At 34.1% G+C, this 25823-nt stretch carries 26 protein-coding genes; 1 reads left to right on the top strand and 25 read right to left on the bottom strand.

Going from position 1 to position 25823, the window contains the following annotated elements; genetic code table 11:
* Positions 1–94: 94 nt before the first annotated feature.
* Both BKP37_RS05175 and sigK read right to left on the bottom strand, forming a co-directional pair.
* On the bottom strand, positions 95–601 hold the full coding sequence (locus tag BKP37_RS05175; RefSeq protein ID WP_245712448.1) for a hypothetical protein: 507 nt from the start codon (positions 599–601) through the stop codon (positions 95–97).
* Positions 602–921: 320 nt separating this feature from the next.
* Positions 922–1635 (bottom strand): RNA polymerase sporulation sigma factor SigK, encoded by a 714-nt coding sequence (gene sigK / locus BKP37_RS05170; protein WP_071308618.1) that lies wholly within the window; start codon positions 1633–1635, stop codon positions 922–924.
* Between the two features lie 356 nt (positions 1636–1991).
* On the opposite strand from sigK, the gene BKP37_RS05165 reads away from it, so the two are divergent.
* Positions 1992–2297, top strand: a complete 306-nt coding sequence (locus BKP37_RS05165) for a hypothetical protein (protein ID WP_071308617.1) — start codon at positions 1992–1994, stop codon at positions 2295–2297.
* 56 nt (positions 2298–2353) lie between these two features.
* On the opposite strand, the gene deoD is transcribed toward BKP37_RS05165, so the two are convergent.
* From deoD to recD2, 23 genes are all read right to left on the bottom strand, one after another.
* Complete coding sequence (gene deoD / locus BKP37_RS05160) at positions 2354–3061, bottom strand: purine-nucleoside phosphorylase (protein WP_071308616.1); 708 nt, start codon at positions 3059–3061, stop codon at positions 2354–2356.
* Positions 3062–4078: 1017 nt separating this feature from the next.
* A complete protein-coding gene (locus BKP37_RS20850) occupies positions 4079–4360 on the bottom strand; it encodes a HesB-like (seleno)protein (protein WP_342707762.1) in 282 nt (93 codons plus the stop codon).
* 179 nt (positions 4361–4539) lie between these two features.
* Positions 4540–4701 carry a hypothetical protein gene (locus BKP37_RS19910; protein WP_169823082.1) on the bottom strand — a complete coding sequence of 54 codons (162 nt, stop codon included), beginning with the start codon at positions 4699–4701 and terminating at the stop codon, positions 4540–4542.
* A 581-nt stretch (positions 4702–5282) separates the two neighbouring features.
* Complete coding sequence (locus BKP37_RS05155) at positions 5283–5525, bottom strand: HPr family phosphocarrier protein (protein WP_071308615.1); 243 nt, start codon at positions 5523–5525, stop codon at positions 5283–5285.
* Between the two features lie 163 nt (positions 5526–5688).
* Positions 5689–5937 (bottom strand): YrhC family protein, encoded by a 249-nt coding sequence (locus tag BKP37_RS05150; RefSeq protein WP_169823081.1) that lies wholly within the window; start codon positions 5935–5937, stop codon positions 5689–5691.
* Between the two features lie 215 nt (positions 5938–6152).
* The gene (gene mtnN / locus BKP37_RS05145; RefSeq protein ID WP_071308613.1) at positions 6153–6848 is read right to left on the bottom strand and encodes a 5'-methylthioadenosine/S-adenosylhomocysteine nucleosidase; all 696 of its coding nucleotides are present in this window, start codon (positions 6846–6848) and stop codon (positions 6153–6155) included.
* A gap of 131 nt (positions 6849–6979) precedes the next feature.
* Positions 6980–7711, bottom strand: coding sequence for a YrrS family protein (locus BKP37_RS05140; RefSeq protein ID WP_139193066.1), 732 nt, complete (start codon positions 7709–7711; stop codon positions 6980–6982).
* A 126-nt stretch (positions 7712–7837) separates the two neighbouring features.
* Positions 7838–9601 carry a peptidoglycan D,D-transpeptidase FtsI family protein gene (locus BKP37_RS05135; RefSeq protein ID WP_071308611.1) on the bottom strand — a complete coding sequence of 588 codons (1764 nt, stop codon included), beginning with the start codon at positions 9599–9601 and terminating at the stop codon, positions 7838–7840.
* Positions 9602–10001: 400 nt separating this feature from the next.
* On the bottom strand, positions 10002–10478 hold the full coding sequence (greA, locus tag BKP37_RS05130) for a transcription elongation factor GreA (protein ID WP_071308610.1): 477 nt from the start codon (positions 10476–10478) through the stop codon (positions 10002–10004).
* A 283-nt stretch (positions 10479–10761) separates the two neighbouring features.
* On the bottom strand, positions 10762–11397 hold the full coding sequence (gene udk, locus BKP37_RS05125; protein ID WP_071308609.1) for a uridine kinase: 636 nt from the start codon (positions 11395–11397) through the stop codon (positions 10762–10764).
* Entirely contained in the window at positions 11397–12677 is a 1281-nt protein-coding gene (locus BKP37_RS05120; RefSeq protein WP_071308608.1) for a peptidase U32 family protein, read from the bottom strand. The genes udk and BKP37_RS05120 overlap by 1 nt, the downstream gene beginning before the upstream one ends.
* A 15-nt stretch (positions 12678–12692) precedes the next feature.
* Positions 12693–13622 (bottom strand): peptidase U32 family protein, encoded by a 930-nt coding sequence (locus tag BKP37_RS05115; protein WP_071308607.1) that lies wholly within the window; start codon positions 13620–13622, stop codon positions 12693–12695.
* Positions 13623–13635: 13 nt separating this feature from the next.
* Positions 13636–14274 (bottom strand): O-methyltransferase, encoded by a 639-nt coding sequence (locus BKP37_RS05110; RefSeq protein WP_071308606.1) that lies wholly within the window; start codon positions 14272–14274, stop codon positions 13636–13638.
* A 560-nt stretch (positions 14275–14834) separates the two neighbouring features.
* Complete coding sequence (mltG, locus tag BKP37_RS05105; protein WP_071308605.1) at positions 14835–15962, bottom strand: endolytic transglycosylase MltG; 1128 nt, start codon at positions 15960–15962, stop codon at positions 14835–14837.
* A gap of 744 nt (positions 15963–16706) precedes the next feature.
* Positions 16707–16997 carry a DUF1292 domain-containing protein gene (locus BKP37_RS05100; RefSeq protein ID WP_071308604.1) on the bottom strand — a complete coding sequence of 97 codons (291 nt, stop codon included), beginning with the start codon at positions 16995–16997 and terminating at the stop codon, positions 16707–16709.
* A gap of 80 nt (positions 16998–17077) precedes the next feature.
* Positions 17078–17497 carry a Holliday junction resolvase RuvX gene (ruvX, locus tag BKP37_RS05095; RefSeq protein WP_071308603.1) on the bottom strand — a complete coding sequence of 140 codons (420 nt, stop codon included), beginning with the start codon at positions 17495–17497 and terminating at the stop codon, positions 17078–17080.
* Between the two features lies 1 nt (position 17498).
* Complete coding sequence (locus tag BKP37_RS05090) at positions 17499–17765, bottom strand: IreB family regulatory phosphoprotein (RefSeq protein ID WP_071308602.1); 267 nt, start codon at positions 17763–17765, stop codon at positions 17499–17501.
* Positions 17766–17875: 110 nt separating this feature from the next.
* On the bottom strand, positions 17876–20512 hold the full coding sequence (gene alaS, locus BKP37_RS05085; protein WP_071308601.1) for an alanine--tRNA ligase: 2637 nt from the start codon (positions 20510–20512) through the stop codon (positions 17876–17878).
* A gap of 485 nt (positions 20513–20997) precedes the next feature.
* Positions 20998–22068, bottom strand: coding sequence for an AI-2E family transporter (locus BKP37_RS05080; protein ID WP_071308600.1), 1071 nt, complete (start codon positions 22066–22068; stop codon positions 20998–21000).
* Between the two features lie 385 nt (positions 22069–22453).
* Positions 22454–22639, bottom strand: a complete 186-nt coding sequence (locus tag BKP37_RS05075; protein WP_071308599.1) for a hypothetical protein — start codon at positions 22637–22639, stop codon at positions 22454–22456.
* A gap of 139 nt (positions 22640–22778) precedes the next feature.
* Positions 22779–22970, bottom strand: coding sequence for a hypothetical protein (locus tag BKP37_RS05070; protein WP_071308598.1), 192 nt, complete (start codon positions 22968–22970; stop codon positions 22779–22781).
* 15 nt (positions 22971–22985) lie between these two features.
* Positions 22986–23465 (bottom strand): PRC-barrel domain-containing protein, encoded by a 480-nt coding sequence (locus tag BKP37_RS05065; RefSeq protein ID WP_071308597.1) that lies wholly within the window; start codon positions 23463–23465, stop codon positions 22986–22988.
* An 83-nt stretch (positions 23466–23548) separates the two neighbouring features.
* The gene (recD2, locus tag BKP37_RS05060; protein WP_071308596.1) at positions 23549–25822 is read right to left on the bottom strand and encodes an SF1B family DNA helicase RecD2; all 2274 of its coding nucleotides are present in this window, start codon (positions 25820–25822) and stop codon (positions 23549–23551) included.
* Position 25823: the final 1 nt, after the last annotated feature.

Raw genomic sequence — 25823 nt, 5'->3', positions numbered from 1 at the left:
CCTCTACACCTTGTTTTGAAAATAAATAATTAACAATTTCCATATCCTCTAATAAAACATTCTTTTTTAACCCCTCAATAATTATGCTTAAATATTATTCTTTTGACGGTTTATTGAAAGGAACATCTAAATCCCAACCAGAAGTAAAGGTGAATATTGGAATACCCTCATCGTCACCACCTAAATATAAAATAGTTCCATACCACGATTCTCGGAAGGTTTTTGAACCGCTTTGCATTACTTCCTCTAATTTAATCGAAAAGGTAGCACCATTATTTTCTTGTTTAACTACATCTAAAAATTGCTCAAGCGTTATTAAATATTTTCTACTATATGTTTTGTACTTCTCATCTTTAGTTAACCCAATAAAAGCAACTCCTTGATCTTGCCAACGAATTGATTCTTTTGCGAAATACAAAGGGTGATTTATTATATATGTTTCTTCTTTTATTGGCAGGGATTTATCGAGACATCCTACTTCTATTTTTTCTGAACCTTTAGGTTGTCCCCCTTTTATGTAACATAAAAATCTATCTCGACTTAAATTTGAACCATAACTTACATACCGAACGTACTTTCTCTTTTTCGTCTTAGTATTCATACAGTCACACCTTTATAACGTACTAAATTATTGAATCGAACTACACTTGCTGATAAAGTCTTTAAACAATTGCACCATGTTTGGATCATGAACGCACGGGTTATTATTATTATTTTTTTCTATAGAACTTGTAATTCCAATTTTCGGTTTATTTTTTCGACTCAATTCCTCACCGCCAAATTATACTTTTCCCTTATCAAACTAGTTGCATTTTATTAGAATGCAAAAATACTTTTGAAAAAATTACGCTGATTTTTCAACACAATAAAAAGAAGGTGCCTCAAAATGTATAATTTGAAGTACCTTCTTTTTAAAAGTTTTTATTTTTTCCGACCTTTTTGACTTTGCTTATAAAACTCATGAAACAGTTTCATTAATGCTCTTTTTTCAATCCGTGACACATAACTACGTGAAATGCCTAAATCTTTTGCAATTTCTCTTTGCGTTCGTTCCTTTTTCATGTCAAGACCAAATCGACCAATAATGACTTCCTTCTCCCTGTCATCTAAAATATGGATGTAGTCGTATACTTGCTTTTTTTCCATCTTTAACTGAATTGTATCAACAACATCTGCAGTATCTGCCTGCAGGACGTCAATTAAAGTAATTTCATTGCCTTCCTTATCAGTTCCAATTGGATCATGAAGAGAAACGTCTTTTTTTACTTTCTTCAAAGCACGTAGATGCATTAGTATTTCATTTTCAATACATCGTGCAGCATACGTGGCCAATTTTGTTCCTTTTCCAGTTGAATAGCTATCAATTGCTTTCATTAATCCAATCGTACCGATAGAAATTAAATCCTCGTTATCTTCACGTGTATTCTCAAATTTTTTAACTATATGTGCTACGAGTCGAAGGTTATGCTCAATCAGTCGATTTCTTGCTATTTCATCACCTTCTGCCATAAGCTTTAGATACTTTTGTTCTTCTTCCTCTTTTAATGGCTGTGGGAATGCATTGTTTTTTACAAAAGAAACAAAAAAGATAAATTCTTTGAAGAAATAGCCGAGCGCTGCAATAATACTAGACATTAGCTCACCTCCAAATGCATTTATTCTATATTTATGTTGTCGTGAGCTTGTATGTGTCTGTACTAATAAAAAAGAACTATTTTTATTTAATAAAGCTGGACTTCCATCCGTGGGTGTTTTCCTTCATCTGCACCTTAGGAGTGGGAGAAATTATTTACTTGTACAACAGTTGACCTCTTTCCATCCCTAAACCACTCTCATAATAAAATCATGTTTCTATCATTTACTTAAGAAAATTCTTTACTAGAAATAATGAAACGAACGTTAAATTCATGACACATATCCGTTTCTTATTAACTTACAGCGCATAAAATATTGTATGGAAGACATATGACTTTTTGGAGAGGATGATAAATTTGTCAAATGAACCGAAAGAACTATATGATGATATTAATGAGATTAAGACAAAAATTGCCATATTAGAAGATCGCCAAAAGCAATTCGGTAAAATTCCTACTTTTGAAAAAATAGAAAATATGATTAATCGATCCATTGATTCTCTTCCAAAAGAAGAAAAAATTATCGTACTTATTCAAGATACAATAAGAAAAGAAAACTTAGTTACAAAAGAATTACTTGAAAAGAAAATTTGGAAGCTAAAATTATGGCTATATGTATCAGCTGTTGGCCTATTAAGTATCGGACTAAAAATTTTCTTTTAAGCTTTAAAATAAAAAAACGAAGGTATCCTACATAAAGACCCTTCGTTTTGAACGTATTAAAATTGAATAGCTGTGTCTAATGCGATTTCTACCATTTCACCAAATGTTTTTTGACGTTCTTCTGCAGACGTTTCTTCCCCAGTTAATACATGGTCACTTACTGTCAAAATAGAAAGTGCTTTTACTCCAAACTTTGCAGCGAGTGTATATAAGGCAGCTGTTTCCATCTCAAGCGCTAAAATCCCATGTTTAGCCCAATTTTGGACAGCTTCTTTGTCTTCGTTGTAAAAAGTATCGCTTGTAAATACACTACCAACGTTAACTTGTTTGTTTCTCTGCACTGCAATATCATAAGCCGTTTTTAATAAATCAAAATTTGCAGTAGGTGCAAAATCAATTCCTTTAAAACGAATTTTATTTACCGCTGAGTCAGTAGAGGCACTCATAGCAATAATTAAATCTCTTACCTTTACATCTTCTTGAATTGCGCCACATGTTCCTACCCGAATTAAATTTTTCACTCCATAGCTTTGCATTAATTCTTGAGCATAAATTGAAATTGAAGGGATGCCCATACCCGTCCCTTGAACAGAAACACGTTTTCCTTTATAAGTACCTGTGTAGCCAAGCATACCACGTACTTCATTGTAGCACTTTGGGTTCTCAAGGAATTTCTCAGCAATAAATTTAGCTCGTAACGGATCTCCTGGTAATAACATTGATTCAGCTATTTCATTTTCATTTGCACCGATATGTACACTCATGTATAAAACCTCCTAATAATTGGCTAATTTCTAAACGTTCGCTTCATAATATTCTATCCTAGCCTAAGGTACGGCTACTATCCAACATCAAAACTTAAGAAAATTAGAGAAGATAGTTGGGTTAGAAGTAAAACTACCATTCGATATGGGATAAACATAATCTCAATGGTTTACGAATAACATTATTAATAATTTCGTATTAATTTACCATATATTTCTCCATTAATCAAAAAGCTAATTCTTCATCAATAATTTGAATAGCCATTCTTTTATATCAACCAACCGATGATACTTAGGTTTTATTTTGTCCCTATAAATAGTAACGGTACTAAAGATTCTTGTTTGTAAAGGGACCAATGAGCTGCACCACCTAATTGATTTGGAGTAGCTTGCTATAAATTCAAAACTGTCTTAGCATTTACTACAATAAACGTACCTTCATGGGGATTCATTGCTGCTTCTATCCTTCTAAACGCCTCAGGGAAATTTCCATATCGGATGTATTTGTCATTAATATCTAAATCTAAAGTATCATATTTCCCATTTATCATCCATCTTTGATCATACCTAGCATAATAAGGCCCACCTTGTTGAAAATGGAGCTCTTCTTTCCTTCCACTTTGTAAAACATGGATACCAGTTTTAGTTTTTGATACAATCAGATCGTGATTTTGATAAATTTTGTATTATGTAGTTGATTATTTAAATAACAACTAAGAAAAGCGCGAGGCGCCTTGGTCACGAGCAGCTGCTCCTGTGCCACTCCGTTCGCTCAAGAGCAATTGTTTTCCGTGCGACGAGTAATCGCAGGAGCAATTGTTTTCCGTGCGACGAGTAATCGCAGGAGCAAAGTAGCATGAAGTATCTTCAAAGAAGGAATCCAAAAGTCATTGAAGTCAGAAACTTGACTGAAGTGACCGAGCTCGTAGGCTGCTTGCGCTAGACAGTTTCCAAGTTAGAAACTTATAAATTCTGATACTGTAAAAAAAGCTAACCCACATGAGGTTAGCTTTATTTTTAACAACAATCATTAACTCCAACCATAACTAATCCAGAACCTTCTGGTGTTTGTTGGAAATCTAAGGTTAATACTTTCGTTTGTTCCAATACACTTTTTTCAAATGCAACTTGAATTCCATTAATTGTTTCAATAATGTCCTCATCTGCTGCCTCATCCAGAGACAGTCCTAATTTAGGGCCACCTCAGCCCATTCCTGCAAAAATTACTTTAATCCCTTTTGCATTGTTTTCATCAAGAATTCCTTGAATGAATGACTTAGCTTCATCTGTAATTTTCATTTTTTCACCTCTAAAAAAATTTAACCATTAGAAAATAATGATTCTAAAGTTATCGTACCAACATTTTATGTTATTCACAAGAAAAATGACCTATCAAGAATTTGTTTTACATCCTCGTTCATCCTAATGTTGTAACTTTTACAATAACAAAAAAATAGGTAAGCTATTATTCAGCTTACCTATTTTATATTCGTTTTAAACGTATTCATACTATTTGCTTTAAAAAAATTCTTGACCTTGGAAACGATAGAAATGGTTTTTTCATCATTAATCCCATGAAAAATACGGATGACAATGAGAAAATATACGACTATTGTTAAACTGATCAAAAGATAAACCATGTCATTCCTACCTCCAATCATTGATAATAATTTTCAATGTCATTATATTCTTTTCATGTATATAATATCAAGTATTTTTATAAATTTTTGATAAATGTTCACACCTAGTAAAATTACGATTTTCTAACAAAAGAATATTTATCACAAGAAAAGCGCAAGCGCCTAGTCATGAGCAGCTGCTCATGTGCCACTCCGTTTGCTCGTCGCAAAGCCGCTTCGTAGTAATCCAAGTAGTAGCTTCACTGGGGCGGCATTTGACAGAAGCCGCTCACTGGCTTCTTACGTGCTTCTGCGTCTTGAAGCACTGCTTCGAAGTAAGCTTCCTCGAACCAGTGTTTTGTGCGACGAGTAACCGCAGGAGCAATTGTTTTTTGTGCGACGAGTAACCGCAGGAGCAAAGCTGCATGAAGCTATTCAGAGACGTTATTCAAGTAGTTATTGAAGTCAGTAGCTTGACTGAAGTGATCGAGCCGATGGCGCCTGGAGCTAGACAGTTTCAAAGTTAGAAATTTATAAATTCTGATACTGTAAAAAAAAGGTGTTAAAACTCTAATTAAAGAGTTTTAACACCTTTTTTTTATTTATTCCACTTTTTCAAAAAGTTTCAAATCAGTAAGTACTGTTACAAGTTCCTCTTCATCTTCCATACTCAACTCTACGATTTGACCAGGTTGCAGAGCAAGGGCTAGCAAGCCTAATAAACTCTTTGCATCAACGACCCAATGATCCTTTTTAATTAGGATTGTACTTTCATACTTACTAGCTACATTTACTAACTTACTAGCTGACTCAGCAAAAATTGGTGTTAATACTTTTAATTTCATAAAGCACTTCCTCCCTTTTTTCAAATGATTAAGCTGTTATTATCATATTTTACCATAAATATTTTTAGATAGTTATATATTATTTTTTTCTTAGATGTTACAACTAACACAATGATTTAGTTGTAACATCCAAGAAAAAAACTCTCCCTTTATTGGGTAGAGTTTATTGTTCATCACTGTATAACTGTTCTTGAAATTTCATTGCTTTTCTATGAAATAACGCAGCACATAAAATTGCACATATACTTAATCCTATTAGCAAAATATGTTGAATTTGAGTTGCATCTTCGTTAGGAACCAGTAATCCAACAAACATAAAAGTAGTTAATGCTAACAAAATAAAAGCAAATCTCTTGTAATCAGTTACTTTATCTTTTAATAGCTTAATATGATTGTTATCGTTATCCATCATTACAACCCCCAACTCTACGACAATATCACACATTTCAATTACTATTTAAGTATAGCATGTGCTAGAGTTTAAGGTTACAAGTAAATATTAGTAACGTTACGTTATTTTAATACATGGAAAGAAGTTAACTTCATCCCATGATAAATTGTATACTAAGGAGATGGATAAACGTAGATAGTCTAGTCGACGTACAGGGACGTCGACTATTAGCAAAATTAATTTTTTATATGTTCAAGCATTAATAAAACAAGCTTAGCTGAATTAACAGCTGCCGTTTCTAAAAATTGATCATAAGAAATTTTCGCATTACTTCCAGCTATATCACTTAATGATCGAATAATAACAAATGGACAACCAAATTGGTAACATACCTGCGCAATAGCACCTGCTTCCATCTCTGAACAATAAGAATTTTTAAAGAGTTCTTTCAACTCAATCACTCGTTTTTCATCACTCATGAATGAATCTCCTGACAAAATCAAGCCTTTAACTGAATGAACCCCGACTTCTGTAGCGCTCTTTTCAGCGAGAGAAATTAACATCTCATTAGGTTCATAATATGCTGGCATTCTTGGTACTTGCCCAAACTCATATCCAAAAACAGTTGCGTCAACATCATTGTAGCGAACCTCTGTTGAAATGACAATGTCACCAACCTTTAAGCTTTCTTCAAAACCACCAGCTGACCCTGTATTTATTACATAATTAGGAGAAAATTTCTCTATTAAGAGCGTAGTTCCTATTGCTGCATTTACTTTTCCTATTCCTGATTTTAAAAGGACAACATCTACTCCATTTAACATCCCTGTAAAATATACACATCCAGCAATTGTTTCCTCTTTCTTATTTTCAAGCTTTTCTTTCAGAAGATCAACTTCTTCATCCATTGCTCCTATAATCCCAATTCTCATATCAAATTTTCCTTTCTAATACATACATGAAATAAATGTTAATCATTTTAATGATAGTAAAACCTCGGTAAAAAGCAAGTAGCTACAAAATTTCAAGGCTGCTATTAATCACTACTTGCATTGTTGGTGGATTACCTTGACATATAGGGGTTTTCATCTAGTTGTTGTACACTTACTGGCATCCAACCTCCATTTGTTACCCATTCTATTCGTACTTGATACGGTGTTGCTCGAGTGGTTGCATCTGCAACAATACCTACAGCACTTTGATGGTCACCGCCGTTACCAACATGCCAAATTGTCATATCTTCACCAAGACCAGTTGCATATTGGAAAGCCTGCGTCATTTCTTTCCAATTAATGTGTTCTTTACTGTATACAGCACTAAATGGTTCTTCTTGCACAGTACCGATAGGCTTCCATTCTCCAGATTGGGAAGGTGTCATTTCTGATGTGACTATATTTGAAGCATCTATTTCCTCATCATTACGATCATCACTAGATGGCAATACTCCATCCGTTTCCTTTATATTATTTTCTTCTGAAATCACCTCTTTATCTTCACCTTCTATTACTTCGCTTCTTTCATTATTATTCTCAACGACTGTTTCAGAAGACTTATCACTAAATAATACCTGTCCACCTACTAGTAAAACCATAAAAACTACAACGATGATCGCTAAATTAAATATTTTTTGTACCTTTTTACGTTTCCTCTTATAACTCCTACTGTTATAGCTTTCTTCATCACTCATATATGTTCCCTCTCCTCTTTGATGAAATGGATGTGTAAAACCAAGCCCTTCTCGATTCCATCTTTGTTCTTCAATGGTTAATGATTTCATCATATAGATAAGTATCACGAACTACCTTTAATAAAGCTATTTTATATAGCATTATGAAATACTTAGTTACCATTATAATCAAAGAGAAAAACTTTTTCGATAGATAGAATGAAGTTTTATTCATTAAAATTTATCCAATCTTATTTATAAACTATCTACTTTATGTAGATACTCAACTATTTTATTAAAAGCCTTTAAAGTTTTCATATCCCCGTTCCGATGATCCAGATCAATAATTACCATTACATATTTAGGATTATCTGTGGGAAAATAGCCTGCAAACCAATGAGTTAAATCCTTTTTCTCAATACCTTTTTGTGCTGTTCCAGTCTTTCCTGCTATAGGATAAGGATTCTTTTGTAATACATGATGAGCTGTACCTAATTCCATTTTTACTACTGATCTTAACAACTCTTGTAGTCTCATTGCGGTATATCTCGATATATTCTCATGATCATTAATAGTATGGATTGGAAAATCTACAAACGTAGTACCGTTTTCGTACTTTATTTTAGAAGCTCCTCGAACTTGCTTTTTTTCCCCACCTCTCGCTATAGTTGCTAGCATATTGGCAACTGCTAAAGGAGTGATACGTACATTTTTTTGACCAATTGCTGTTTGTGCAATAGCATACTTATCTTTGAGGTCAATCTCACCCTCTGAAATTATTCCCTTTTCTTCTTCAGGAAAATGAGCTATACTTTCTAAACGAAAAATATCGCCATTCCACCCCACTTTATCCAACAATCCTAACTTCTTAGCATACTTTTGTAATACTTTATCATCTTTCTTCAATAACTCATATGCAAGATAGGCAAAGGTAAAATTGCAACTCTGAGCAAAACTCTCATGAAAGGTTAACTTTCCTAATTGACGAGGTTCATCTCCATCTCCATATAAATCCTTATTACAGTCAAATAAGTCATTTTTATTAATTAGATTTAAGTCAATAGCTGCTGCAGCTACGACAATTTTAAATATTGAACCTGGTGTATAGGATGTAACAATATGATTTACTGCCCCTTCATCAAAAGGAAAATTCACATTATAAGTAGGTAAACTAACAAGAGAAAGTAGATCATTCGATTCTACATCTAAAATTACTGCTCCTCCCTTCGTCAAACCAACTTCTCGTAATACGTTTATAACATATTTTTGTATGTCTTTATCTATTGTTGTAATTACTTCCGTAGGATGATAGGGATTAGCAGGCGCGTTATATTTTACATCAAAACCAAATAATGGTTGGTTTAAATTATCAACAAAATAAGCTAAACTACTATTTCCTTGAGAAATAAGAAACGGGTCAAAAGCTCTTTGCATTCCTGAAACACCGATTTCTGAATGAACAGAAATACTTCCATTTGCAACTTGAGTTTCATATCTTCTTTTTACTTCTTCAACATTCTCACCAAGTACACCAAGTAAGTGTGGAGCAATATTTTCTGTACGTTGTTGAACATTGTGTACAAATACTCCTGGAATTCTAAGCTGATTAATTTTTTCCATATCATTTCCTGACAGTTTTAATGGGTTTCCATCAACTTTTAGTATAAACGGTTCTTTGGAGGCATTTAATGCTTCCAAGATCTGTTCTTTTTCAATTTGTAGGATGTTCGAAATTTTCTCTACTGGCCAATCTCTTGTTTGTAAAAATGGAAATAAAATTAAACAAGGATAATAATCTGAATTTAGTGCCTTGCCATTTCGATCTGTAAAGTATCCTCTTCCTGAATGTAAGACAAATGTTTGTGTCCTTTGTTTAATACTTTCTTCCACTAAATCAATATTATTTTTTGAAAAGTGATTCGTTGCATAGAGTTGAACATATGCAAGTCTTAAAATAATAATAAACATTATAACCGCTGATATCACTAGTATTTGAATTATCCGTTTATGTATAGTCATATAAACACCTCTATACATTCATTGTTAACCTTCTACAGATATATTTATTCAAAGCGAGAAATTCGTTTCTTTATATCTACAATCTTTTATCTGAGTGTATTTCGTAATATCAAAAATAAACAACATAAATCTAAATTAATGTACGAACAGTGTTAAAGAGAACTCGTTCTAGCTTCGCTAGAACATCGGAAATTCAGATGGAGTCTCAACTCCACCTGAATGGACGTTCCCACCTACGCTACGCTTAGAAGTGAGAGTCTATGACCCTTAAGTACAAATCAGTTTGATCAACTAGATATAGTATCTTAGCGGCGGAAGAAATCAATTGTTAAATCATTACATACAAAAGAAGATGCCTAACCCCCCAAAAAAAGAAGGAGTCCGGCATCAAGGATTTACTTTATTTAATTTCTAAAATTTCTACTTTCATTTCTCCACCAGGTGTTTGTACAGTTACTTTATCTCCTACAGTTCTGCCCAATAAACTTTGGGCCATTGGTGAGTCATTTGAAATTTTGCCCTCAAATGGATCACTTTCTGCACTTCCAACGATCGTATAAATTTCTTCATCACCATCTGGTAACTCCTTAAATTTAACGGATTTACCTAATGAAACAACAGACGAGTTTGTCTCGTCCTCTTTAATGATGACTGCATTACGAATCATCTTTTCTAAAGTTCCGATTCTTCCTTCAACGAAGGCCTGCTCTTCTTTTGCTGAATCGTACTCGGAATTTTCCGATAAATCCCCAAAACTACGGGCGATTTTTATACGCTCAACAACTTCTTTTCTTTTTTCAGTTTTTAGATACTCTAACTCCTGTTCTAATTTTGCCTTTCCATCCAACGTCATATAAAACTTTTTGTCTTCACTCATCTTGATCGTCACTCCTTAGTTAAATGTCTACATTTTCAATTACTTTTTGTCTTTTGTTAAGATATTATTTGTTGGTAAGGTTTTCAATAGTATTTCGCTATACAGCATCAATAAAAATATGTTCCATTGTAAGAAATGATTTTTAATAATAAACTTCAATTAATATGTATACAGAAAAGCTCAGTATTAACCATATATTGGTTAATACACAAGCTTTTCATTACCACCATATGTTATTGATTAGCAATTTAATCAAGTATAAAAACCTCACTATCCTATGCTATTACAAAATTTCTTTTTCTTCAAGGATTGTTCTGATTTTCGTCACCATTAGATCAATTGCGACACGATTTTGGCCACCTTCTGGAATAATGATATCCGCATACCTTTTGGTAGGCTCAATAAATTGTAGATGCATTGGACGAACAATAGAAGTGTATTGCTGTATAACTGCCTCCATTGTTCTACCTCGTTCTTCAATGTCACGTACAAGCCTACGAATGATCCGAATATCTGCATCAGTATCTACAAAAAGCTTAATATCCATCAAATCACGAAGCCTTTTATCTTCTAAAATTAATATTCCTTCTAAAATAATAACATCTTTTGGCTTTACGTAAACACTTTCTTTATCTCTAGTGTGGTTTGAATAGTCATAGATAGGTTTTTCAATGGTTTGATAAGATAATAATTGCTCTAAATGTTCTATTAATAAGTCATTATCAAAGGCAAGTGGATGGTCATAGTTTGTCTTTATCCTCTCATCCATTGTTTTATGACTTTGGTCCTTATAATATGCATCTTGTTCAATCATTAATATAGATTTTTCAATAAATCGCTGATATAGCTCTCTAGCTACCGTTGTTTTCCCTGAACCTGTTCCACCTGCTACACCAATGACAACGGGCTTCTTTGTCATTATTGCACTCCTTTTCGCATCATATTATTCGGAAATAAAGGCTTGTCTACTTTAAATTTAACAATTTGTAGTGGATGTCTAGCTGCATCTAAATCTTCATTAGTTTCAGCATCCCACACTTCGCCAACTTCAATTTCAAAGTTTTCAATTTCAGGTCCAAAAAACTCTACTTTATCACCAGGTTTAAAATAGTTCCTCTGTTGTAATGTAACGATTTTTGTTTCTGCGTCATAATTTAAAACCAACCCAGCAAAATCATATGTCGTTTTCTTTCCATCAATTCTTCCGAACAATTGCTCTTTATACGTAGGTGTGTCATTCTCAAAGAACGATTGGGCTGTATCACGATTTGCACATTTATCTAATTCTGCTATCCATTTTGGGTCTAGTTTAAAATTATCAGGATCAGCACAATAAGCATCAATAACTTTTCGATAAACAGATGTTACCGTTGCTACGTAATGAATAGATTTCATTCGACCTTCAACCTTCAAACTGTCTATTCCTGCTTCTATTAGTTTCGGAATTCCTTCAAGTAAATTTAAGTCTTTCGGACTCATTGAAAAAGGTAAATGTTCTTCGGTATACAATGGATTTTCATTGAAACTCTCTTGATCCGCATGTTCATACAAGTGATAATCCCAACGACACGATTGGCAACATCCTCCTCTATTAGAGTCACGTGCTGTCATATGATTACTTAGGACACATCTACCAGAATAAGAAATACACATAGCCCCATGGATAAATGCTTCGATTTCAATATCTACTTGCTTTTTCATTTCTAGCATTTCTTCAAGTCCAACTTCTCTTGCTAGTACAACACGATGAAGACCTTCTTCCTTCCAAAACTTTATCGCTTGCCAATTTGTTAATGACTGTTGTGTACTTAAATGGACCTCTACTTTAGGAGCTACCTTTTTACATGTTTCTATAATTAACGGGTCAGCTACAATTATACCAGCAACGCCTACTTTTTGAAGATCTTGTAAATATTCTTCTAACCCATCCATATTTTCATTATGGGCGAAGATGTTTGTTGTAACGTAAATTTTTGCTCCATACTTATTAGCGAATTCTACCCCTTCTTGCATCTCTTCAATCGTAAAGTTATCCGCATTTGAACGCAAACCAAATTCTTGACCACCTATAAAAACTGCGTCTGCACCGTAATGAACAGCTACTTTTAACTTTTCTAAGCTTCCGGCTGGAATAAGTAACTCAGGCTTTTTAACGATAACACGTTTTCCTTCTGAAGTTATTGTTGATATTTGTTCCATCTTACACCCCTCCTTTTAATAAACAGTCTCTTTAAAGAAAAATCCTGTGTCTAACCTTCGATTAGCCGGTTGGATTTTCTCAATTTCTTGATAAAAATGAAATTTTTGATCTTGATAAGCATCAGGATCTTCAAGATATAGATCAATAGCTTTACTATATAATTCAGTTACCTTTTCAATGTAATCTATGCTCTTTAATATCCCATCAATTTTAAAGCTATCAATACCAGCATCAAGCATATCTTCTAATTCATCTATTATACAAATATCTTTAGGACTCATTATATGTGTTCCATTTTTGTCTTCAAAAATTGGATATTTTGCATCTCTTTCCGGATCATGTAAAAACAATGATCGATCCTTACTTCGCCCTTCAACTTTCAAGTCTTTACCTTGGAACTCCATATAGTTCCCAATTAACGTACGTTTCGATTGAAACATACATGTCATTCCGTGAATTTGAACTTCAATTTCACCCTCAGCATGATCTTTTGTTTCAACGATTGAGTCCATATTTATTTCGCGAGCCATAACAGCTCTTTTTGCCCCTTTTCGGTTCCAATAATTTGCTGAGAAATAATTTGTTGCTGTTGTTTCTGTATTCCAGTGAAGCTTCATGGTAGGCGCTACTTCACGTGCCGCCATTAAAACTGCTGGATCTCCAAATACAATTGCATCAACTTTTGCTTCTGCTAAAAAAGAAATATAATCAGGTAGCAGAGGTAATTTATCATTATGAAAAAGAGCATTCATGGCCACATACACCTTTGCTCCATGTTTATGCGCTATTTCTACAGCATTTTTTATATCATCACGTTTAAAGTCCCCAGCAAGACGTAAGCCAAATTCTTCCTCACCAATTAAAAAAGCAGTTGCTCCAACCTTTAGTAACCGGTTTATATCATCAGTTTTGGTTGGTGTAACGAGTATTTCAGGTTTTTTCATTATTAGTCACCACCTATTTTTTCTTGCTAATGGCAATTCCATCCCCAATTGGATAGATTGTTGTATCATATTGCTCATTTGACATTAACATTTCATTGTATGAACGTAAATTGACTACCATCGTTCTTAGGCCTTTGGCTACCTTACCTTCACTTGCAACAATCCCTTTAAATAGAACATTATCACTAATAATTAGTCCACCTTTTTCAACAAGGGGACTATACAATTCAAAAAAGCGTTTATATTGTCCTTTAGCAGCATCAATAAACAAACAATCAAATGAATGTAATGCTCTAATTTGATCAACCGTTTCTAATGCGTCTCCATGAATTAGAGTTATGCGATTTTCTAAGTCCGACATACTAACATATTCCTTGGCTATCTCATATCTAGTTTTGTCTCTTTCAACCGAAACTATTTCACAATCTGGGAGTCTTTCAGCCATTCTCATGGCTGAATATCCAATAGCCGTTCCAATTTCAAGAACTTTTGTTGTACCAGCCAAAGAAAGTATTTGTAACATTGCTTCCATACTAATAATATCCATAATCGGTACATCATGGATACGTGCGTATTCTTCCATTTCTGCTAATAGCGGGTTTCTAGATTTAATTAATGAACTGATATAATGATTTATTTGATCTGAGACCATAATAAAGCCTCCTTTATTAAAAAGTTATACTATTGAAATAGTGCTATAAACTAAAAAATGTTTCAATAAAATAAAAATCTTCTAGTAGATAGATTAATGATAGTAAAAGGTAGGTATTAAAAAGAACGATTTATTTTAGCATAAAGAGAAAGAGAATGCGAATATATCACACTCTCTCAAGAAAAGCGCAAGCGCCTTGGTCACGAGCGAAAGGCACTGGAAGGCCTTTAAGCCGCTCTTTGGCTTCTTACGTTTACGTGCTTTTAGCGTCTTCTAGCATAGCTTCGTAGCAAGCTTCCTCGAAGCCAAGCTGCATGAAGTTAATCGACGAAGGATCTCAAGCAGTAATTGAAGTTCGAAACTTGACTGAAGTGCCCGAACTCGTAGGCTGCTTGCGCTAGACAGCTTTCTAGCTTCAAAATATTAGCCTTTCTTACATTGTAAAAAAGAGAAAACGGAGTAGATATCCCTCCAGGTAATGATTACAAATATCTTTATTAAAGCTTAGCCAAAATATCTACGTATAATGCATGTTGTATTATAAAGTTTTCTATCAAACACTAGTCACGATACTCTCTTAGTACTTCTTGATGTTGCTGGAATGTTTCAGAGTAAATCACATTACCTTCGTTTGTCGCATAAAAGAAAAGGTCATTGTGCTCTGCTGGTTGTAGAGCAGCTTTAATTGAAGCTTCACCAGGATTATTAATAGGTCCTACTGGAATTCCTGTGATACGATACGTATTATACGGTGAGTTAATTTCCAAATGAGCATATAACGTTCTTGATAAATGCTCACCATGAGCATATGCAACAGTTGGGTCAACCTCTAAACGCATATTCTGATTCAGTCGATTATATAATACACCTGAAATTTTATAACGGTCCTCACTCTTTTGAGCTTCACCTTCTATAATTGAAGCCAGAGTCAATATTTCGTGTGTTGTATATTCACTATCCTCTAAATCGTCAAAATAGCGACCTACTACTTGCTCTGTCCTTGTTAACATCGATTCAATTATAGTTTCTATCGAAGGATTTTCTTCAACAAAGTCATACCTTGCTGGAAATAAATAACCTTCTAGTGGCCAACGTATCTCTTCGTTTATAATATCTTCAGTTAAAACTGTATAGCGATTAATTAACTCTTTAAGATATTGTTCATCTTTTACTTTTTCCTCTAAATCCTTCAATTCATGATTCGTATTTTCAGAGATGGTTTTTAAGATATTCTCCAACCATCTTCCTTCAGGAATAGTAAAACTCACAGCGTAGTCTTGAAGTAATGTTCCTTCTTTTAAAGCAACGATAATTTCATCCATAGTCATAGATTTAGATAATTGGTAATCTCCAGCTTGAAATCCACTTTCATTTCTATAACGAATATAGTACCGGAAAAAGCTAGAATTATTGATAAGTCCATTTTCTTCTAGAATATTTCCAATTCGAGTACTAGTGGAGCCAATAGGAATATGAATATCAATCATTTCCTCATCAGTTTCATCCATTGGTCCTAAACTTGATTTCACATAATAATATGCCGATGTCCCTGCAATACCCAAAGCAATTATAATGAATAATAAACACGCTAAAACAATTTTACGAACAATGCTCGCTTCTTCTTGACGTTCTTGTAATTTTTTTCTTTTTATCTCGAGCTTTTGTTTCTTTTTTTCTTCTTTCTCCATCCATTTTTCCCCCTCAAAACCCACTAATAGAGGGTATTTCTTTTATTTTTTCATTACATATTCATACAAACAATACCCCTATTATACTATATTTCTACAAAATATCATTAAAAATGTAGAATATTGTTGTGGGAATTCAATCCACTCAAACCTATATGTAAAATTCGACTAGCCTATCATATTAAGAAAAATCCAAACGCTTAGTCTCATAAGCAACTTCTCCTACAACACTCCTTAAAGCAATGTTTATGCGACGAACAGACGATATACCTTCGCTCTCGACTTATCGACGAGGCGAGGGAAGCTTTCTAGCTTCAAAATTTTATACTTTCACTTTCTTTGAACAAGAAAAGCGCAAGCGCCTTGGTCACGAGCAGCTGCTCCTGTGCCACTCCGTATGCTCGTTGCAAAACCACTTCGTAGTAATCTAAGTAGTAGCTTCACTGGGGCGGCCTTTGACAGAAGCCGCTCTTTGGCTTCCGCGTGCTTCTGCGTCTTCTAGCATAGCTTTGAAGTAGGCTTCCTCGAAGCAGTGTTTTGTGCGACGAGTAACCGCAGGAGCAAAGTAGCATGGAGCATCTTCAAGAAGTAATCCAGGAAGGCATTGAACTCAGAAACTTGAATGAAGTAACCGCTCGTAGGCTGCTTCCGCTAGACAGTTTCCAAGTTAGAAATTTATAAATTCTGATTATACAAAAAAAGGACAGGACTCAGTAAAGAGAGTTCCGTCCTTTAAGTTAGTTATTACTCTTCTTCTCCTTCAGAGAATGTGTTAAGCATCTCCTCAACCATATCCCATTCTTCATCAGTTTCGATTGGATGAAGTGATAGATCATCGTCTCCGTCACCTTTTTCTTCGTAACGGAAAGCATGAACCTCAACCTCTTCTTCATCGTTTTCTTCGTCTCCGGCTGCAATTAATACCATATAAGATTTGCCGGTTTCTTCCACGTCGAATGTGAATAACACTTCAAATAAATGCTCGTCTCCATTTTCATCAGGAATAATAATTCTTTCTCTTTCTGCTTTTTCCACAAATAACACCTCATTAATTTTTTATCTAATCAGTGTAATGACATAGATATAATATCTGCAATACTATTGCTAACATACACTTATTTTAATACCGAATCTAAATACCCTTGTAAAATCATGACTGCTGCCATTTTATCTATAACTTTTTTTCTTTTTTTACGAGACATGTCAGCAGCAATAAGCATTCTTTCAGCTGCCACTGTTGTTAAACGTTCATCCCATAAAATAACAGGTAAATTAAATCGGAATTTAGCTTCTTCTGAAAAAGCTTTGCAAGCTTCTCCACTTGGACCAATTGTACCATTCATATTTTTAGGTAAGCCTACGACTATTTTGTTTATATCCAGTTCTGAGATTAACCCTTTAAGCTTCTCCCAATCTTTTTCTGGATCATCCTGATCTCTTCTAATCGTTTCAATCCCTTGGGCTGTCCAACCTAGTTCATCACTTGCTGCAACTCCTATTGTTTTTGTTCCTACATCTAGACCTAATGTTCTCATATTACTCCTCTTGGTGCTGTGATAAATACGATTTTACTAATTCTTCTATTAATTCATCTCTTTCAAGCTTACGAATTAGTGATCTTGCATCTTTATGCCTTGGAATATATGCTGGATCACCTGATAATAAATATCCAACAATTTGATTAATCGGATTATATCCTTTCTCATCCAACGCTTCATAGACAGTAAGTAGTACTTCTTGAACATTCGTATCTACTGAGTCATCTTGGAAGTTAAATTTCATCGTATTATCCATTGAACTCATCACAAACACCTCTTTTCCTACAATGCACATTGATTATTCATGTCCATTATCTTCCAACAAATTTGGACAAATTTTTTCATATAACTGTATTGTACACTAACATGAATTATTTAGGAAATTGTTTTAAGAAATTCTGGAACAAATTCCAATGCTGACTGTAATTCAGCTGGATTCTTCCCTCCAGCTTGGGCCATATCAGGACGACCACCACCGCCACCACCACAACGAGTAGCTACTTCTTTGACAATTTTACCAGCATGATAACCCTTTTTAACTAAGTCGTTGGTTACGCCCGCAACAATGTTTACTTTTTCATTATTGACAGCACCTAACACAACAATACCTGAACCTAATTTATTTTTCAAATTATCTACTAACCCACGAATACTATCCATATCTGCTACATTTACTTGTTTAGCAATAACGGAAATTTCATTTACCTTCAGTACATCATCTACTAAACCGCCTGCTTCAATATTTCCTAACTTCGCTGCCAACGATTCATTTTCGCGCTGCAATTTTCGTATTTGGGTTTGTAATTGTTTCACCTTCTCAGGCACATCTTTCATATTCGACTTAAGAAGATTTGCTGCATCTTTCACTATATCTACTTGGCTGTTCATATGTTCATATGCGCCTTTACCAGTTACAGCTTCAATACGTCGGATTCCGGCACCTATGCCAGATTCTGATACAATTTTGAAAAGACCAATTTCAGCTGTATTTTTCACGTGACAACCACCACATAGCTCAAGACTATAGTCTCCAACTTGTACAACTCGTACAACGTCTCCATACTTTTCGCCGAAAAGTGCCATTGCCCCCATTGCCTTTGCTTCATCAATCTTCTTATTAGAAATATTCACGCTAATTGCATCCCAAATTTTTTCATTAACAATAGCTTCAATTTTTGTTACTTCTTCGGTAGTTACTTGACCAAAATGTGAAAAATCAAAGCGCAATCGATTTTCAGAAACTAAAGAACCAGCTTGGTTAACATGCTCTCCGAGAGTATCTTTAAGTGCTCGATGTAGAATATGTGTTGCAGTATGGTTTTTTACAATTCCATTGCGTTCTGTCTCTTCAACAGTTGACGTTACTGACATACCACTTTTTATTACCCCTTCAACAATTCGAACTGTGTGAATATTTTGTCCGTTAGGAGCTTTTTGTACATCTTCAACCTCGATATGAACACCATCGGCTTTCATTGTTCCTTTATCTGAAACTTGCCCACCACTTTCGGCGTAAAATGGAGTTTGATCAACGATTACCTTTACTACCTCTCCATTTGTAGCTTCTTCTACAAGTTCTGCTTCCTTGATTATTGCATTAATAGTTGAATCACAAGAGAGATTATCATAACCTACAAATTTACTGGTAACTGTAAGTTCACCTAAAACACGATCCTGTGATTGCATTGATGATTCAGATTGACGAGCTGACCTAGCTCTTTCTCTTTGCTTTTCCATTTCTACTTCAAAACCATCACGATCAATTGAAAGTCCCGCTTCAACTACATACTCCTCTGTTAAGTCTACTGGGAAGCCATACGTATCATATAAACGGAATACGTCGACACCTGAAATCGTTTCTTCTTTTGATGATTTCGCTTGTTCAATGATTTTCGATAAAATAGTTAAACCTTCGTTTAATGTTTCATGGAAACGTTCTTCTTCATTTTTAATTACTTTTTGTACAAATTCAGTTTTATCTTTTACTTCTGGGTAGAAATCTACCATAACTTCTCCAACAACTGGAACAAGTTCATACATAAATGGTCGATCAATGTTAATTAATTTCGCATATCGAACCGCTCTACGAATTAGACGACGTAGTACATACCCTCGCCCTTCATTTGAAGGCAATGCTCCATCAGAAATTGCAAAACTTACTGTACGTACATGATCTGCAATTACTTTAAATGAAACATCAATTTCTTTATCCCCTCCGTAAGAAACTCCTGAAATTTCTTCTGTTACTTTTATAATTGGAACAAATAAATCAGTATCAAAGTTTGTTGGAACATCTTGAATGACTGATACCATTCTTTCTAGTCCCATTCCTGTATCAATGTTCTTTTTCGGAAGCGGAGTATAAGTACCGTCAGGATTATGGTTAAATTGTGAAAAAACTAAGTTCCAAACCTCTAAATAGCGTTCATTTTCTCCACCCGGGTAAAGTTCTGGGTCATTTTCATCAGCTCCATATTTTTCGCCACGGTCATAAAAAATCTCCGTGTTAGGCCCACTAGGTCCTTCACCGATGTCCCAAAAGTTACCTTCTAATCGAATAATTCTTTCCTCTGGTAAGCCGATTTCCTTTACCCAAATATCAAAAGCCTCATGATCTTCTGGATGAATTGTAACTGAGAGTTTTTCTGGATCAAAACCGATCCACTTTTCGCTTGTCAAAAATTCCCAAGCCCACTCGATAGCTTCCCTTTTAAAATAATCACCAATTGAGAAGTTACCTAACATTTCAAAAAACGTATGATGACGAGCCGTTTTTCCTACATTTTCGATATCATTTGTACGAATTGATTTTTGGGCATTTGTTATTCGTGGGTTCTCAGGTATTACTCTACCGTCAAAGTATTTTTTTAATGTAGCAACGCCACTATTAATCCATAGTAAAGACGGATCATCATGAGGTACTAAAGAAGCACTTGGCTCAACTGCATGTCCCTTTTCTTTGAAAAAATCTAAAAACATTTGTCTTACTTCAGCAGAAGTTAATCGTTTCATCAATATTTCCTCCTTAATTAAATATATACATATTGCATTATGTACTTCTTAAGCTTATATATTAATTTTGCATAAGAAAAATATAAAAAAGCCCCCATCCCTAAAAGGGACGAGAGCTGAGCTCACGCGGTACCACCCTAGTTATAAACGTTAAAAACGTTCATCACCTTACAATAATAACGGTTTTTACACCGGCAGGTTTTGCCTGCTTTCAGGACTAGCTATTTGTTAATCTTCATCTAGAATTTCTCTCAGCCATGGAAATCCTTCTCTGCATAATGTTTCCATTAGTTAGATGGTCTTTAACAAAATTTTTTCCTTCATCAAGTTAACAATATTTACACTTATAAATGACATTATAGATACGGAAAATCCCTTTGTCAACAAACCCTTAGCACTTTATTTTTTCTACGGTAATTTTCATGATATTTACTTACTGGCAGTCAAAATAAGATCGATAATTTTAACACGATAAATCTTTTCAATTACTCTTCATTGACTTTTTGCAACGATTCACGAATGTGCATAATTAATACTTTTATTATAGCTAAAATTGGCACAGCTATAATTAACCCAATTACTCCACCAACTTCAGCACCTACTACTAAGGCAAAGATAATTAATACTGGATGCATGTGTAAACTCTTACCAACAATCAAAGGGGAAAGAATATTACCTTCAATTAGTTGAATACCGAAATTTACTAACAACCCTAGCATAACTAATTGAAAAGATTCTGTAAAAGCAATGATAGCTACTGGTAACGCACCAATAATCGGACCAAAATATGGTATTATATTCGTTATTCCTATAAAAATCCCTAAAATTACTGCATAAGGCATTCCAACTAACCATAAACCAATAGTTGCGATAAAACCTACTGATAAACAAACTAACAATTGTCCTCTAATATAATTTCCTAATGAAATATTAATATTTCTTAGAAGCTCTCGCCCAGAATTTCTCCATTTTCTAGGTGTTAAATACCAAGTTGTTTTTTCTAATAAATTAAAGTCTTTTAGTAAATAAAATACAATAAATGGAATGATGATTAACATAAAGAAGTAATCTACTATACCACGTAAATTTGCCACTGTTCCTACAAGACCTTGAGCAGCTATTGTTTCAATGTTAGTCAACCAGCCTTCTGCAGTAGCCCTAAAACCTTCTGGCATCATTGAAGTCTGTCTATAAAAATCACTAACTAACTCTCGATATATATTTGCAAAATGAGGAATATTTTCTAATAAGTCTTTTATCTCCTCAATAATATATGGGGTTCCTTTCAATAATAAATAAGAAAAAATTACAATAATGACAATGTAAATGAGTAAGATTGATATGGGTCTGGCTATCCCTATAGTTTTTAATTGTTCTACAATTGGATGCAATAAATATGTAATTACTCCAGCTATGATAAAGGGAATAAAAATTCGAATAATTACGGTTACAAGTGGCTCCCAAATCGGAGATAGTAATAAAAATACGTAAAGACATAAGAGAATAACTAAAAGACTAACTGAACGTAATAGCCATTTCATTGGTAGTAGATCCATCTTAAACACCCCAAAATTTATACTTACTACTCTAGTCTTTAACAAAAACTGTTAAAATATAATAGGAATACCAAGTACTTTTGCTTGCAAAATATCTAGTAATAAGGCAAAGAAATTTCGATCAAGATGTGATGGGAAGCTAGTGAACCTTTTCATTTGATCAAATCGGTAAAATAAGGTCCACTGTGTCCGTTAGCAGTGAGTTACAATAGGAAAAGAAAACAGGATAAAACCGCACAGATGTTATATCTGTGCGGTTTTTATGCTTATTACAATGTTGATATTATGGGATTTGAATGCGAAATTCTCCGTTATTTAGCTTGTGAATTCACTTTTTCTCTCACAAAACTGAACGGTCTAGTTTTTTGCCTAAAGGACCTTTAGCTTACGAAAATGTACGCATCATGCGCTTTTGAAGTTTTTTCACTGTACGTTTTGACGGCATCATTTGTGCCATTTCCATGTTTTTAATCGGTTCAATAATACGTGCCATTCTTTTACGGCGTTTTCTGTCTGTCATAGAGAACGCAGCAGCACCTATACCTAATGCCAATAATGTAGTTCTTCGCACTTCATTCACCACCAATTTTAGAGTGTTATTTCTTTGACTTTGGTCAAACTCTTTAACCTCTAACACTAGATGAACGTTTTTTTGAAGATACAAGTTTACAGATAATGGCTATTTATCAGCTATGATAATCGAAGGACATTTAACCACTTTCTACACTCATATCTTCATCTTCAAATAGATCATCAAGTGAACTTAAACTTCCGTCCTCTTCAACCTGGTGGAGTGAATAACGGCCATTAACGATCGATAACTCAATGAAACAATGCCAACAATAATATTGATTTGTACCAATTTTACCGATATCTTTACCTTTACAATTGGGACACCGCAAGGAAAGAGCCTCCTTTTAACAATTTAAGTCGATGATCAGAACCTCTTCACCAATTGTTAAAGGAGAATTTGTTTTTAATACTTGTTTTCCCTCTTTAATATCAGCGATTAAACCGTCCGTCACCTCATACCCTACGATGTTTCCCAATTTTTCATTAAAATATACATCTTCGACCAAGCCTACTGTTTCCCCTTCAGTTGTCATTAGTGGCTTACCACCTATATGATTTACTCCATTATGAAGTGTATAGAAAGGATATTTCTTTTTATCATAAATGAGTAGGCTTTCTACATCTTTAATTGTTAATGCATCTTTACCTATTGCATGAATTTCTTCAATTGGTACAAATAAATGACGATTTAACCACCCTTTTTTATCAACCATTACCCCTTTGACGTTTGTTTCAAAGAACAATAAATCAATAATTTTGCCAATTTCTTCACCATTTGCTAAAGAAATGACGGATAAACCATTAAGAACAGAAAATGTTCGCAAAGAATATCCTCCACCTTTCCGAACATTAATATGATTTGTTTATATACAAAAAACATGCTAGTGAACTACTACCAATCAAAATATTAAGTCGACAAAGTAACGTGATTAATTAGCCTTTCCTTTAATAATGTATTTCGTTTCATCTCATTTTGTTGATCAATTGCAGTTTGGAAGGCTTTTACTTCGCCACAAAGGATTAAGTATTCTTTTGCTCTTGTAATTCCAGTATAGACAAGGTTTCGTCTAAGCATCCGATGGTAACCTCTGACAATTGGCATGATTACAATTGGAAATTCACTTCCTTGAGATTTATGAACGCTACAACAATAGGCTAATGTTATTTGATTTAAATCTTGTTTCGTATAGATAACTTCTATTCCATCAAAAGAAATAACCATTTGATCCTGTTTTTCAATATTTTCTTTAGCATAAATAATGGCAACAATTTCTCCTCTATCTCCATTAAATACATTTTCATCTGGGTTATTTACCAATTGTAGTACAACATCTCCTACTCGATAAGTAACTTCACCAAAGAGCATTTCCCTTTGCTTTTCTTTCTTAGGATTAAAAATGTTTTGGAGCTTTAGATTAAGTGCCTCTATACCGGCATTACCTCTGTACATAGGAGCCAAAACTTGTATTTCTTTAGCGGTATAACCTTTATTAATTGCATTTGTGCAAATTTGTTCAATAACTGTTACGACCTGGTCTTGGTGACAAGAAAAAAAACGTCTATCTGGCTTCGCCTCCAAAATATCCATCGGAAGTTGCCCTTCCTTCATGCTGTGAGCTAACTGAATAATTGAGGATTCTTTTGACTGACGGTATATATCGACAAGATTAACTGTAGGTATTACATTTGAATGAATAAGTTCACTTAACACTTGTCCTGGGCCTACAGAGGGTAACTGATCCTCATCACCAACTAATATTACTTGAATAGTATTTGGTAATGATTTAAAAAGCTGATTTGCAAGCCAAATATCAACCATTGAAGTCTCATCAATGATTAACAATTTTCCTTCTATAAGATTATCTTCATCCTTTTCAAAACCTGTATGACCACCTTTCCAACCTAAAAGACGGTGAATAGTTTCTGCAGGTAACCCTGTGGCTTCAGCCATTCTTTTTGCTGCCCTCCCTGTAGGAGCCACTTGTACAATTGGAAAGGGATTATTCTTTCCATAATCTTTTTTATTAAGAGATATACCATGTAATTTAGCGAATGACTCAACAATTCCTTTTATAACAGTTGTTTTCCCAGTACCTGGTCCACCAGTTAGTATCATGATTGAAGATTGTAATGCTGTTTTGATAGCTTCTTTTTGAGACGAAGCATATTCGATTTTTAAATCTTCCTCTGTTTCACCAATCGCTTTTAAAAATTCAGCTTCAGGAAATTCTTCAATATGATCCTTATTTTTTATGAGTTTTGAAATATTAGTTACTAACCCTTTTTCTGCATAAAATAGTGAAGGTAAATAAACGTGATCTCCCTCAACAATTAATTTCCCTTCTTCTTCTAGGTAAAGTAGTTGTTTCTCAACCTCTTTCATAACTATTGAAAAACTTTGATCACTAAGTAATGATATAGCTTCTTCAATAAGATTAGCTTTATTAATAAACACATGACCCTCTTGCATAGATACTTCCTGAACGATATGTAGACATCCCGCATGAATTCGTTCTGGTTGATCTTTCGTAAAACCAATTGCTTGCCCTAACGTATCAGCTTTTGCAAAACCTATTCCTTCAACATCTTGAATTAATTGATAGGGATTTGATCGAATTACCTGTAACGTCTCATCTTTATACGTTTGAAAAATCTTTATAGCAAGCTGTGCTCCAAACCCAAACTTATAAAGTTCAATTAATATTTGTTCAATTCCCTGATTTTCAATTACTTGATCATGTATAAGCTGAATTTTTTCATCGTTTAATGAAGCAATTTTCTTTAAAACTTCTTTATCTTCAATGATCTTGGAAATGGCTTGTTCTCCTAATTTATTTACGATAGCCTCAGCAGTTTTACGCCCAATACCTTTGAAGCGATCACTACTTAAATACCGAATAATTCCTTCCGTTGTTTTTGGCATTTCTTTTTCAAAATGGCTCACTTGAAACTGCACACCAAATTTAGGGTGATCGGTTAATTTACCAAAAAAAGTGTAGAGGTGTTCTTCGTCTAACTTTGGAAGAGTACCAACGATAGCAACTACTTTTTCAGAGATCTCAACATTTGTAGCATGTATCTTAACACGAGCAACCGTATAAAAGTTTTCCTCATTATTAAAAATTAAATTTATTAATTCACCTTTAATATAAGGTTCATCATTTTCGTATTCATTCTTCATA

The organism is Anaerobacillus alkalilacustris, assembly GCF_001866005.1.
In the GTDB taxonomy this organism is placed as follows: Bacteria; Bacillota; Bacilli; order Bacillales; family Anaerobacillaceae; genus Anaerobacillus; species Anaerobacillus alkalilacustris.
Note: the sequence above shows the minus strand (reverse complement) of the source record. Positions and strands in the feature narration are given on the sequence as shown.